The sequence below is a fragment of the Streptomyces niveus genome, assembly GCF_001723055.1.
GTDB classification, from domain to species: Bacteria; Actinomycetota; Actinomycetes; order Streptomycetales; family Streptomycetaceae; genus Streptomyces; species Streptomyces niveus.
This window is the reverse complement of the sequence record NZ_MDCR01000270.1, coordinates 1-12,480: the sequence shown is the minus strand read 5'-3', so window position 1 is coordinate 12,480 and position 12,480 is coordinate 1. Positions and strand designations below refer to the sequence as shown.

The 12,480-nt window shown below is 71.7% G+C and carries 12 protein-coding genes; 8 read left to right on the top strand and 4 right to left on the bottom strand.

All coding sequences use genetic code 11. The annotated features are described in order from the left end of the window. Window positions 1-166: 166 nt before the first annotated feature. From BHU15_RS41600 to BHU15_RS27335, 5 genes are all read left to right on the top strand, one after another. Window positions 167-289, top strand: a complete 123-nt coding sequence (locus BHU15_RS41600) for a hypothetical protein (protein WP_255293231.1) — start codon at window positions 167-169, stop codon at window positions 287-289. Window positions 290-528: 239 nt separating this feature from the next. Next, window positions 529-1,800, top strand: a complete 1,272-nt coding sequence (locus tag BHU15_RS27350; RefSeq protein WP_023539760.1) for an aspartate kinase — start codon at window positions 529-531, stop codon at window positions 1,798-1,800. Then, the gene (locus tag BHU15_RS27345) at window positions 1,797-2,867 is read left to right on the top strand and encodes an aspartate-semialdehyde dehydrogenase (protein WP_069629618.1); all 1,071 of its coding nucleotides are present in this window, start codon (window positions 1,797-1,799) and stop codon (window positions 2,865-2,867) included. Before BHU15_RS27350 ends, BHU15_RS27345 begins: the two co-directional genes overlap by 4 nt. 341 nt (window positions 2,868-3,208) lie before the next feature. Continuing rightward, complete coding sequence (locus tag BHU15_RS27340) at window positions 3,209-3,871, top strand: SigE family RNA polymerase sigma factor (protein ID WP_079128414.1); 663 nt, start codon at window positions 3,209-3,211, stop codon at window positions 3,869-3,871. Window positions 3,872-4,053: 182 nt separating this feature from the next. Further along, on the top strand, window positions 4,054-5,190 hold the full coding sequence (locus BHU15_RS27335; protein WP_255293230.1) for a DUF4232 domain-containing protein: 1,137 nt from the start codon (window positions 4,054-4,056) through the stop codon (window positions 5,188-5,190). Window positions 5,191-5,230: 40 nt separating this feature from the next. Here BHU15_RS27335 and BHU15_RS27330 read toward each other — a convergent pair whose 3' ends face one another. The 3 genes from BHU15_RS27330 to BHU15_RS27320 all read right to left on the bottom strand — a co-directional run bounded on the left by BHU15_RS27330 (window position 5,231) and on the right by BHU15_RS27320 (window position 8,693). Further along, window positions 5,231-5,983 carry an SURF1 family protein gene (locus BHU15_RS27330; RefSeq protein WP_069629616.1) on the bottom strand — a complete coding sequence of 251 codons (753 nt, stop codon included), beginning with the start codon at window positions 5,981-5,983 and terminating at the stop codon, window positions 5,231-5,233. A 128-nt stretch (window positions 5,984-6,111) separates the two neighbouring features. After that, window positions 6,112-7,914, bottom strand: a complete 1,803-nt coding sequence (locus tag BHU15_RS27325; RefSeq protein WP_438284987.1) for a S9 family peptidase — start codon at window positions 7,912-7,914, stop codon at window positions 6,112-6,114. A 32-nt stretch (window positions 7,915-7,946) separates the two neighbouring features. Continuing rightward, entirely contained in the window at window positions 7,947-8,693 is a 747-nt protein-coding gene (locus BHU15_RS27320; protein WP_141726894.1) for a maleylpyruvate isomerase family mycothiol-dependent enzyme, read from the bottom strand. Between the two features lie 88 nt (window positions 8,694-8,781). Between BHU15_RS27320 and BHU15_RS27315 the strand changes: the two genes are divergently transcribed. Continuing rightward, the gene (locus tag BHU15_RS27315) at window positions 8,782-9,726 is read left to right on the top strand and encodes an alpha/beta hydrolase (RefSeq protein WP_079128411.1); all 945 of its coding nucleotides are present in this window, start codon (window positions 8,782-8,784) and stop codon (window positions 9,724-9,726) included. Here the strand turns inward: BHU15_RS27315 and BHU15_RS27310 are convergent. After that, window positions 9,653-10,315, bottom strand: a complete 663-nt coding sequence (locus BHU15_RS27310; protein WP_023539752.1) for a TetR/AcrR family transcriptional regulator — start codon at window positions 10,313-10,315, stop codon at window positions 9,653-9,655. The two genes, BHU15_RS27315 and BHU15_RS27310, sit on opposite strands and share 74 nt — an antisense overlap. Window positions 10,316-10,432: 117 nt before the next feature. On the opposite strand from BHU15_RS27310, the gene BHU15_RS27305 reads away from it, so the two are divergent. Together BHU15_RS27305 and BHU15_RS27300 are read left to right on the top strand one after the other, a co-directional pair. Further along, window positions 10,433-11,206: an SDR family NAD(P)-dependent oxidoreductase gene (locus tag BHU15_RS27305; RefSeq protein ID WP_069629614.1), complete on the top strand. Its 774-nt coding sequence runs from the start codon at window positions 10,433-10,435 to the stop codon at window positions 11,204-11,206. A 46-nt stretch (window positions 11,207-11,252) separates the two neighbouring features. After that, window positions 11,253-12,425: a serine hydrolase domain-containing protein gene (locus BHU15_RS27300; protein WP_069629613.1), complete on the top strand. Its 1,173-nt coding sequence runs from the start codon at window positions 11,253-11,255 to the stop codon at window positions 12,423-12,425. Window positions 12,426-12,480 lie beyond the last annotated feature (55 nt).

Sequence of the window (12,480 nt, the reverse complement as noted above, 5' to 3'; positions counted from 1 at the left end):
CGACGCCACGTGGGCGCGCGGGCGGGGGTTCGCGCTGGCGACCGGGCTGAACGCGTACACGCACCACGGGGCCACCAACCCGCGCGTGGCCGCGCAGACCCGCCGTCAGATCGACCAGACCATCGCCGACGCGGCGTGCGCCCTGTAGGACAGAGGGAGAGTGGCGATGGATCCGGAACTGCTGCCGGACACCGGGGTCTCGTCGATCCGGCTCGACATGCCGGCCGGCGAAGCCGTACGGGCCGGGCATGCCCTGGGCTTCCTGCCTCAGGCGCCGAAGGAGACGTGAACGGCCTCCCCGCCCTCCACCAACCGGGCGTGATCCGCGTGTGACCCGGCCCACGTTCCGCGTGGTCCCCGTCAGACCGGGCATGGATGTCCACCGTGCAGCCGCCCCGCTTCCCCGGTGATCAAGGCGTGAGCCGGACATCTCACGATGCGATATACCCGAAGCGGAATGCGCCTGCTCGTTAGACTGAGCCGACCGCAGTGATGAACGACTGCGGCATGACTGATCGAGGAGCGCACGTGGGCCTTGTCGTGCAGAAGTACGGAGGCTCCTCCGTTGCCGATGCCGAGGGCATCAAGCGCGTTGCCAAGCGAATCGTCGATGCCAAGAAGAACGGCCACCAAGTGGTCGTCGTGGTATCGGCGATGGGCGACACGACGGACGAGCTGACCGACCTCGCCGAGCAGGTGTCCCCGATCCCCGCGGGTCGGGAACTGGACATGCTGTTGACCTCCGGGGAGCGGATCTCCATGGCGCTGCTCGCCATGGCGATCAAAAGCCTGGGCCACGAGGCCCAGTCCTTCACCGGCAGCCAGGCCGGCGTCATCACCGACTCGGTCCACAACAAGGCGCGCATCATCGATGTCACGCCGGGCCGTATCCGTACGGCGCTGGATGAGGGCAACATCGCGATCGTCGCCGGGTTCCAGGGCGTGTCGCAGGACAAGAAGGACATCACCACGCTCGGCCGGGGCGGTTCGGACACCACGGCCGTCGCCCTCGCCGCCGCGCTGGACGCCGAGGTCTGTGAGATCTACACGGACGTCGACGGAGTCTTCACCGCCGACCCGCGCGTCGTCCCGAAGGCCCGGAAGATCGACTGGATCTCCATCGAGGACATGCTGGAGCTGGCCGCGTCCGGTTCCAAGGTGCTGCTGCACCGCTGTGTGGAGTACGCACGCCGATACAACATCCCGATCCACGTCCGCTCGTCCTTCTCCGGACTGCGCGGCACCTGGGTCAGCAACGAGCCGCAAGGGGACCAGCAGGTGGAGCACGCCATCATCTCCGGAGTCGCCCACGACGTCTCCGAGGCCAAGATCACCGTCGTCGGCGTCCCGGACAAGCCGGGCGAGGCCGCGGCGATCTTCCGTACGATCGCGAACGCCGAGATCAACATCGACATGGTGGTGCAGAACGTGTCCGCCGCGTCGACCGGGCTGACCGACATCTCCTTCACCCTCCCCAAGACCGAGGGCCGCAAGGCGATCGACGCCCTGGAGCGCGCGAAGGGCACCATCGGCTTCGACTCGCTGCGCTACGACGACCAGATCGGCAAGATCTCGCTCGTCGGCGCCGGCATGAAGACGAACCCGGGCGTCACGGCCGGTTTCTTCGAGGCGCTGTCCCAGGCGAACGTGAACATCGAGCTGATCTCGACATCCGAGATCCGGATCTCGGTCGTCACCCGCGCGGACGACGTGAACGAGGCCGTCCGCGCCGTACACACCGCCTTCGGGCTCGACACCGAGTCCGACGAGGCCGTGGTCTACGGAGGCACCGGGCGATGAACGGCCGGCCGACGCTCGCGGTCGTAGGCGCGACCGGGGGCGTCGGCGCCGTCATGCTCCAGATCCTGTCGCAACACGCCGACGTCTGGGGCGAGATCCGCCTTCTCGCCTCACCCCGCGCGGCCGGCCGCAAGCTGGCCGTACGGGGTGAGCAGACCGAGGTCGTGCCGCTCAGCGAGGCCGCGCTCGCCGGCGTGGACGTCGCGCTGTTCCTCGTACCGGACGCAGTGTCCGCCCAGTGGGCACCCATCGCGGTGTCGCAGGGCGCCGTCGTGGTGGACGCCTCCGCCGCGTTCCGGATGGATCCCGACGTACCGCTCGTCGTGCCCGAGCTGAATCCCCACGCCGGGCGCCTCCGCCCGCGCGGCATCATCGCGAGTCCGGGCTGCGCCACGCTCTCGATGATCGTCGCGGTCGGCTCGCTGCACGCCGAGTTCGGGGTGCGCGAGCTGGTCGTCTCCTCGTACCAGGCGGTCAGCGCCGCCGGACAGGACGGCGTGTCGGCGCTGCGGCGGCAGTTGTCGGTCGTGGCCGGTACGGAGCTGGGGACGAACCCCGGGGACGTACGGCGCGCGGTCGGCGACATCACCGGCCCGTTCGGCGGGCCGCTGGCGCTCAACGTCGTGCCGTGGGCCGGGTCGCTCATGGCGGACGGCTGGTCGTCCGAGGAGATGGCGATCCGCGAGGAGACCCGCAAGATCCTCGACCTGCCCGATCTGAAGGTCGCGGTGACGTGTGTGCACGTGCCCGTGATCACCGCGCACTCGCTCGCCGTGCACGCGCGCTTCGAGGGCCCGGTCACGGTCGACCGGGCGCACGAGATCCTGGCGACGTCGCCGGGCGTGGTGCTGTTCGACAACCCGGCGGCGGGGGACTTCCCGACGCCGGCGGACGTGGTGGGCACCGACCCGACGTGGGTGGGGCGGGTCCGGCGGTCGCTGGACGACGAGCGGGCGCTGGAGCTGTTCGTGTGCGGTGACAACCTCCGTAAGGGCGCGGCCCTCAACTGCGCGCAGATCGCGGAGGCCGTCGCCGGGGAGTTCACGGCGGAGTTCACCGGGGCGTAGCCGGACGTTTGACGGCGGGTGTTCGGGTGGGCGTGAGGGTGGGTGCGGGAGCGGGAGCCGCCGGGGTTGGCGGTCCGGCCTTTTGTAGAATCTGTGAACGCCCTGTGAGCAAATCGCTGGTCTGAGCCACTTGAACTGGGGTGTTCCGGTGGCGGACGATGCTCATTCGACTTTCTGCAACCGCTGGTTGACCGGAAGCGTCTATGCGGTCGCCCCTGTGTGGTGCCGTGGGCAAATGGGGCATGTGGGGGAGATCGGTTACGCATGAGGGCAATTGGTGCATCGTCAAATGTGGCGACGAACACGTACAACCCTGGGCGGGGCAAGCGTGTCCAACAGGCGTGGCAGAGGTTCTCGATTTCACAGCGGTCGTCCCGGTTCGCGGCACTTCGGTGCGGCCGACCCGTCGACCCCGCAGGCCCGGCGGTATGCCGGTGATCGCCCCCATGCCAGCGGCGCGCCCGGCCGGTATTCCGGACCGGCGCGAGGGCGCTGACGACGCGATGGCGACAGGGACGACCGTCGACCACCTGACCGAGACCTACCGGCAGCACTACCGCTCGCTGCTCGGCCTCGCGGCGCTGCTCCTGGACGACACGGCCTCCTGCGAGGACGTCGTACAGGAAGCGTTCATCCGCGTGCACTCGGCGCGCAACCGCGTACGCGAACCGGAGAAGACCCTGGCGTATCTGCGCCAGACGGTCGTCAATCTGTCGCGCTCCGCGCTGCGCCGCCGCATCCTCGGGCTCAAGCTGCTGTCGAAGCCGATGCCCGACATGGCGAGCGCCGAGGAAGGCGCGTACGACCTGCTGGAGCGTGACGCGCTGATCAAGGCGATGCGCGGCCTCCAGCGGCGCCAGCGCGAGGTGCTGGTGCTGCGCTACTTCGCCGACATGACGGAGGCGCAGGTCTCCGAGACGCTCGGCATATCCCTGGGCTCGGTGAAGGCGTACGGCTCGCGGGGCATCGCGGCGCTGCGTATCGCCATGGAGGCCACGGCATGAGCGGGCGCGAGCACGACCAGGACCACGAAAGGCCGGAGGGGCCGGACGGTCCGACAGCCAAGTCGACTGGAAATGGAACTGTGAACAACGGGCCGGAAGAAGAACCGGGCGGAGACCTCCACGGTGTGGCCGACGGCACGCGGGGCGCGGACGGCGCCGCCGACAGTGACCCCCAAGCAGATGTGACTCAACCCCAGCCGCAGGCGCGGCCCGAGGCCGCCGCCCAGGCCGAGGCTCCCGCCCCGGCCGAGGCGCAGACCCAGCCGCTCGCCGCGCTGTTCGGCGGTGCGGGGGGCGCGGGCGACGCCGGCGGGGAGAGCGGTGGCGCCGACGAGCTGGCGCTGCGCCGGCTCCTGCACGGCGCCGTCCAGGAGATCGAGCCCTCCGCCGGAGCCCTCGACCACCTGCGCAGGGCGGTGCCCGCGCGGCGCGCGCGCAAGCGCCAGGCGTTCGTCGGCGTCGCCGCCGCCGCGCTGCTGATCAGTACGGCGGTGCCCGCCTTCGTCCATGTCGCGAACACCGGCAGCTCCTCGGACGACAAGTCTTTCAACGTGGGCCACGGCGAGCAGGTGCACGGCGGGACCGGCTCCGACGGTGGCCCCAAAGACCCTGAGAAGGACGGCGCGGGCCCGTCGGACGCGAAGGACGACGGGCAGGGCGGCTCGGGCGGCAAGGACAAGCCCGAGACGAGCGACGGCGGGAGCACGGGCGGTACGTCCGGTGGCGACGGCCTCGACCCGGAGAGCAGCTTCACCAGCGCCGCCGCCACGTGCGACGCGAGTCAGCTCGTCGTCAGCTCGGCCGAGTCGGGCGAACCGCAGGCCGACGGCACGGTGTACGGCAGATTCCGCGTCTCCAACAACTCCGGCACCAACTGCTCGGTCAGCGGCCACGGTTCCGTCGGCTTCCAGGCGACGGGCGCCGCCGACCCGAACAAGATCGAAGTGGTGGACCACACTCCGGGCGACCCCGCGAGCGGTCTGCCCGACCCGTCGCTGGAGGCGACCACCCTGGTGCTGCCGCCCTCGGGGGCGTACGAGGTGATGTTCGCCTGGGTGCCGACCGACACCTGTCCGAAGGGTGAGCCGTCACCGGACCCCTCGCCCACGGAGGGCGGCTCGGGCGGGGCGACGAACGGCACCGGGTCGACGCCGGTCGAGACGGCGCCGCAGCTCGGCCGCGAGGAGGGTCCGGTGGAGGACGGCAGCATCGACGTCGTACACACCCCGGAGGCCGGTTCGGAGTCACCGGCGACGACGACGATCGACAACGCGTGCGCGGGCACGATCTACCGCACGGGTGTGCTGGAAGCGTCGTAGCGGCGTAGCGGTGGGGCGGTGGTCACGGCGGGCGCCGTGACTACGCGGCCGTCTCCAGGCCGAGCGCGCGGTCCCTGACGGCCTCGGTCTCGCGCCGGAACAGCCGGAACCACATGAAGAGCACAAAGGCGACGAAGACGAACCACTCGCCCGTGTACCCGAGGTTCTGGAACGCCTTCAGATCCAGCCCGCTGCCCTGCGGCGCCCGCGCCGGTACCGGCGTCAGCCCGGCCTCGGGCTCGGTGACCGTGACCCAGGCGTCGTACACCTGGTACGGCACGAGGTTGACCAGCGACGCCCCGCTGATGATCCCGACCTGGCCGCTCGGCAGGCCGCCTCGGGTGTCGGCGCCGTCGGTCCCCGAGTTCTCCGGTGCCTGAAGCGCCCCGGTCACGCTGACCTCGCCCTTCGGCGCCGGGGGCACCTCCGCGCCGGCCGGCAGCCAGCCGCGTACGACGGGCAGTGCCCTGCCGTCGTCGGTGCGCAGCAGCGCCAGCACGTACGAGCCGGTCTTGTCGTCCAACTCGCGGTTCGGGACGACGAGTTGGTCCGCGTACGTACCGCTGGCCGTGGCGTGCCGGCCCGAGGTCTCCTGGTCGACGGGCAGCAGCTCCGCCAGCGGCGCGGCGGCCCGCTTGCCCGGATCGGGCGCGGACTCGGCGCTCCGGTGCGAATCGACACGGTCCTCGAAACGGCCGAGCTGCCAGGTCCCCATGAAGACGCAGAAGGGGATGGCCAGCAGCACGAAGACATTGATGCCCCACCACCGGGGCGTCAGCAGGAACCGATACACCCCTCTACGGTACGCAGCGCCCGCACGGGAGTGGGGAGCGGGTGTCTCCTGGACCCGCCCCCCGGCCCCCTGGCGGCGCGCCCCGCCCCTGCGCGAGGTGCCGGTCCGCTGGACGAGGTGCCGGTCCCCTACGCGAGGTGCCGCTCCGCGAAGTCCAGCTCCAGGCGGACCTGCTTGATGCGTTCCTCGACCACCAGCGAGCCGTGACCGGCGTCGTAGCGGTACACCTCGTGCGTCGCACCCCGCGCCGCGAGGCGGTTCACGTAGTTCTCCACCTGCTGGATCGGGCAGCGCGGGTCGTTCAGGCCGGCCGAGATGTAGACCGGGGCGCGTACCTCGTCGACGTACGTCAGCGGGGACGACGCCTCGTACCGCTCCGGGACCTCCTCCGGCGTGCCCCCGAGCAGTGTGCGGTCCATGGACTTCAGGGCCTCCATCTCGTCGTGGTACGCCGTGACGTAGTCCGCCACCGGTACGGCCGCCAGGCCCACCGCCCACGCGTCCGGCTGGGTGCCGAGGCCCAGCAGGGTCAGATAGCCGCCCCACGAACCGCCCGAGAGCACGAGCTTCGACGGGTCCGCGAGGCGTGAGGTCACCGCCCATTCGCGCACGGCCGCGATGTCCTCCAGCTCGATCAGGCCGACGCGGTGCTTCAGCGCGTCCGTCCACTCGCGGCCGTAGCCGGTGGAGCCGCGGTAGTTGACCCGTACGACCGCGTAACCGTGGTCCACCCAGGCCGCGGGCCCCGCCGTGAAGGAGTCCCGGTCGTGGGCGGTCGGGCCGCCGTGGATCTCGAAGACCGTCGGGAACGGGCCCTCGCCCGCCGGCCGCTGCACCAGCGCGTGGATCCGGCCACCGGGCCCCTCCACCCACACGTCCGTCACCGGCACCGACTCCGGCGCCTTGGCCCCCGGCGGATCGAGCACGACGCCGCCCGACGTGGACCGCACCACGGGCGGGTGGGCCGCCGACGACCAGAGGTACTCCACCGAGCCGTCCGGCCTGGCCGTCGCCCCCGACACCGTCCCGGCGGGCATCTCGACCGCGGTCAGCTCGCGCCGCGCGAAGTCGTAGCGCCACAGCTCGCTGCGCGCGTCGAAGCTGTGCACGATCAGCAGCGCGGAGCCGTCCGGATACCACTCCGCCGACACGTCCCCGGGCAGCTCGATCGCCAGATCGGTCTCCTCGCCGGACGCCACGTCCCACACGATCGGCTCCCAGCGACCGCGCCGCTGGTGCCCGACGAGAAGCCGGGTGTCGCCGTCGACGGGCGCGAACCCGAGTACGGACAGGCCGAGTTCGAGCGCGCCGCCCTTGGTGTCGTCCAGCTCGGCGACCGTCGTGCCGTCGAGGCGGACCACGCGCAGCGCGGAGTGCATGGCGTCGCCGTGCTCGGTGTGTTCGACGGCGACGAGCGTTCCGTCGTGCGACAGGTCGCCGACGCCGGCCGACTCACGGTGCCGGTAGATCTCGACGGGGGTGCCGCCGGGCGGCAGGACGTGGATCGTGGAGCCGTCCTCGTCGGTCGAGCAGCCGACGACCGCCGTCCCGTCCCGGCCGAGGGCGAGACCGCCGGGGTACGAGGCCCCGATGCCGGGCGTCGCGGGCTCGTCATCCCCGCCGCCGAACGGCTGCCGCTTCCAGACGCCGAACTCGTCCCCGTCGGTGTCGCTGAACCACCAGATCCACCGGCCGTCCGGGGTCAGCACGCCGTCCGTGGTGCCGTTGGGACGGTCGGTCACCTGCCGCTGGGCGCCGGTGGCGCGGTCCCACGCGTACAGCTCGTACGTACCCGTCGCGTTGGACACGAACAGCGACCGGTCGGGCGCGTCCTCGGCCCACTCCGGCAGCGAGACGCGGGGCGCCCGGAAACGCTTCTCCCAGTCGGGGGCCGGGGCGTTGTGCGACTCGTGATCGTTCTTCTCAGTCATGCGCTCCATTCTGCTGCTTGTGGAGCGGCGGTTCAGGGGGTCCAGGCAGGAGACCGGCCGAGTGTGGTCAGTACGAGGTCGAACGGCCGGCCGTCGCGGGCCGGTGCCCGCGCCGGGCCGAAGGCGGCGCCCGGCGCGAGCCGCCGCTCGTCGTCCGGCACGCGCAGCGCGACCGTGAGGGCCGCCTCCGCGATGTCGTCGGCCGGCTCCCAGTCGAGGCCGACGGCCTTCGCCATGTCCCAGGTGTGGACGGCGAAGTCCAGGAAGTGGAACTCGACGGCGACGGTGGCGGGGAAGGGCCGGGTGGTGCTGATCTCGGGCAGGTCGAAGCGCCGCTCCGCCGCTCCGGGCCGGGCGAAGGACTCGGTGACGCGCGCGACGGCGGCGCGGTAGACGGCGACCGGGTCGTCACCGATCGGGTCGTCATCGATGGGGTTGTCTTCGAGGGTCTTGTCACCGGGCGGCAGGGGTCTGGGCCGCCAGTGGCGGAGGTCGGCGCCCGCGCCGTCCGCGGCGGCGGCGAAGCCGTGGTGCTGGCCGGCCATGTGGGACACGAGCGCGCGCAGGTCCCAGTCGGCGCAGGGCGTCGGGCGCGCCCAGTCGGCCGGGCCGGCGTGTTCCAGGACGCGTACGGACTCAAGGAGCACGGCCCGGTCGTACGTCCAGACGAAGTCGCGCTCCTCGGGGAGGAGTTGGTGGTCGATGAGACGGTCAAGCTCGTTCTTGAACTCCTGGTTGGGCCCCATGTGTCTGCCGCCTTCCGGTCGGGTCGTCAGCACGACCGTACGTTCAGTTTCGCAATAAAACTAGCCGAACGATCGTGCTAATGTCACGCCCTGACCCGACCTCGTCCAAGGAGAACGTGGCATGGACTTCGCGATGACCGCTGTCCGCACCGCCCTGAACGGCGCGTCCTACGTCGCGCCGCGCCTCGCCGGCGGCGCCGCCTTCCGCCTCTTCCGCAAGCCACGCGGTCGCAGCCGCCTGCGGTCCGACGAGCGCCCGTTGACGGACCGGGCCGAAGTGGGCGAGATCGTCGTCGGCGGCGGGAAGGCCGTCAGTTACCGGTGGGGTACAGGCGCACGCCCGGTGCTGCTGGTGCACGGCTGGGAGTCGCGCGGCTCGCGCTTCGCCCCGCTGGTCTCCGAACTGCTGGACCTCGGCCTCAGCCCGGTCACCTTCGACGCGCCCGGCCACGGCGACGCGACGGGCGAGACGATGACGATCGTCGATCTGCGCGACATCATCGCGGAGTTGGACGCCCGGCACGGGCCGTTCGAGATGGTCGTGGCGCACTCCCTCGGGGTCACCGCGACGTTCCTCGCGCTCCGGGAGGGCGGGGCGCGGCAGTCGCGGCAGTCGAGGCTCGTGCGGACGGAGCGGCTCGTGGCGATCAGCGGGGTGCCCGACTTCGCGTATCTCGTGGACCGGTTCTGCGAACGGCTCGGGCTGCGGGCGCGGTTGAACGCGGAGCTTCGCGGCCGTGTCGAACGGGAGCTGTTCCCCGGCGAGGAGGACATCTGGTCGCGCTTCTCGGTGCCGCGTACGGTGCCCGAGGCCGGTCCGGCGTCGGTGCTCGTCGTCCACGACGCGGACGACGACATGGTCGATCCGGCCTGCTCGCGCGCTCTCGCCGACGCGCTGGGCGACCGGGCGGAGCTGGTCGTCACGTCGGGGCTCGGCCACCGGCGGATCATCGGCGACCCGCAAGTCACCGCGTCCGTAAGGGACTTCGTGGTCAGGGAGCGGGCGGCGCGAGTGGGCCGGGCGGCAGGGCGGCCGGATCCGTCGCCGCGGCCCGCAGCCGGTTGAGGATCGCGGTGGCGGCCCTGGCGTAGCAGCTGAAGTCGTCGTGCAGGACGGACTCGGCGTTGGCGCCTTCGAGGAGCGACACGATCTCGAAGGTGAGCTGGGGGGCGTCGGTGTCGTCCGCCAGCTCGCCCGCCTGCCGGGCCTCTTCGATGTTCTGGTTCACGAACGCGACCCAGTCGAGCCGTGCCTGCGCGACGGCGTCGTGGACCTTGCCCTCGCGTGCGTCGTACTCCGCCGAGACCGAGTAGAAGAAGCAGCCGCCGGGGAAGACCCGGCTCTCGGAGTAGGTGAGCCACGCGTCGCACAGCCGCCTGACGCGGGCGACGCCGGCGGGCATGTCCAGGACGGGCCTGACGACATGCTCGACGTACACCTTGGCGGCGGCGCGGACCGTGGCGAGCTGAAGCTCCTCCTTCGAGCCGAAGAGCGCGAACACCCCGCTCTTGCTGAGGTCCAGCTCCCCGGCCAGCCGGCCGAGCGACAGGCCTCCGAGACCTTCGACCGAGGCGATCCGGACGGTGTGCTTCAGGATCAGTTGGCGGGTCTGGTTCCCGCGCGCGATGCGTCCGTCGGTGCTCGTTTCTGTCACACGGCCAGTGTACTAACCGAACGACCGTGCGGTCATTGCTCGCGACGAAGGCCGATTGTCAGTGGTGGGGTGCAGACTCTGCGTATGGAGCGAGGTGCGGACGGCGGGGGAGGCGACATGAACCGCGTCGCGGTGGTGACGGGCGTGGCGCAGGGGATCGGCCGGCGGGTGGCGGAGGTCCTGGCGGGGGAGGGGTACGCGCTGGTCCTGGCCGACATCGTGGACCCGGTGGACACCCTCGCCGCCGTGCGGGCGGCCGGGGCGGAGGCGCTGACCGTGGTCGGGGACGTCGCGTCGGAGGCGTATGTGAACGGGCTGGCCGACCAGGCCCGTGAGCGTTTCGGCCGGGTCGACGTGCTCGTCAACAACGCGGGTGTCTCCCTGCTCGTGCCGGCCGAGGAGACCACGGCCGCCCAGTGGCGGCGGGTCCTGGACGTCAATCTCACCGGACCGTTCCTGCTGTCGCGTGCCGTGGGCCGGCTGATGCTCGACGCGGGCGGCGGCTCGATCGTCAACATCGCGTCGATCGCCGGACTGCACGGCGTCTCCGACCGCGCGGCGTACAACGCGAGCAAGCACGGCCTGATCGGCCTCACGCGCACGCTGGCGGGGGAGTGGGGAGGCCGGGGCGTACGGGTCAACGCGGTCTGCCCCGGCTGGGTGAAGACCGAGATGGACGCCGCCGACCAGGCGTCCGGCGGGTACACGGACGACGACATCGTGGAACGGGTGCCGATGGGGCGGTTCGCCGCGCCGGACGACATAGCCCAGGCGGTAGCGTTCCTGGCGGATCCGGCACGGAGCGGTTTCGTCAACGGTACGGCGCTGCCGGTCGACGGCGGCTGGACGGCCGACGCGAGCTGGACGTCGCTGCGCCTGCGCAAGCGCTGAGCACCAACCGGGCACGGACCACCACCGGAAGGACGGGCTGACCCCCATGGCGACAAGCGACGCGACTGCTCCGCGCGACCTGCGCGGTGTGCTCCAGGCACAGGTGGGCGAGGGCCCGCTGCCGGGCGCCGTGGCCATGGTGGCCCGGGGCGACCGGATCGAGGTGGCGGAGGCCGGCTCGGCCGACGCCGCCGGCACCACACCCCTGACCAGGGACTCGATCTTCCGGATCGCCTCGATCACCAAACCGGTCGTCGCGGCGGCGGTCATGATGCTGGTCGAGGAGGGCCGCATCGCGCTGGACGACCCGGTCGACGAATGGCTGCCCGAGCTGGCGTCACCGATGGTCGTACGGACTCCCGCCTCGCCCGTGGACGACGTGGTCCCGGCCGTCCGGCGGATCACCGTGCTCGACCTGCTGACCTTCCGCTCCGGGCACGGCTTCCCGTCCGACTTCTCGCTGCCCGCGGTGACCCCCCTGTTCAGCGAGCTGCTGCAAGGGCCGCCGCAGCCGCAGCACGTCCCGGCGCCGGACGCGTGGATGGCGGCGCTGGCCCGTATCCCGCTGCTGCACCAGCCGGGAGACGGCTGGCTGTACAACATGGGATCCGACATCCAGGGCGTGCTGATCGCCCGGGTCACGGGCCGGACGCTGCCGGAGTTCCTGGCGGAGCGGGTGTTCGGACCGCTCGGGATGGTGGACACGGGCTTCGAGGTGCCGGCCGGCAAGCGCGGCCGGGTGCCGTACTACTACCGGCAGAGCGAGGCGGGCGGCCTCGAACCGATCGACACCCCCGACGGCCAGTGGAGCACGGTGCCCCCGTTCCCGTCCGGCGCCGGCGGTCTCGTCTCGACCCTCGACGACTGGTACGCCTTCGCCCGGATGCTCCTCGCGGACGGCGAGACGGACGCGGGCAGGTCGCTGCTCTCCCCCGCGTCCGTCAGACAGATGACGACGGACCACCTCACCCGCTCCCAGCGCGACGCGGGGACCCTGTTCCTGGAGGGGCAGGGCTGGGGCTTCGGCGGCTCGGTGGATGTCCAGACCCTCGACCCGTGGAACGTGCCCGGCCGCTACGGCTGGGTGGGCGGTACGGGGACGGCGGCCCACATCACGCCGTCCACGGGCCTGGTGACCATCCTGCTCACGCAGTTGGAGGCCCAGGGCCCGGTCCCGTCCAGCGTCCTGCGCCACTTCTGGCGCTACGCGGCCGCGTAACTCCCCGGTCAGCGCCGCCGCCCACGCCGTGCCTGCACGGCGTGGGCGGCGGCGC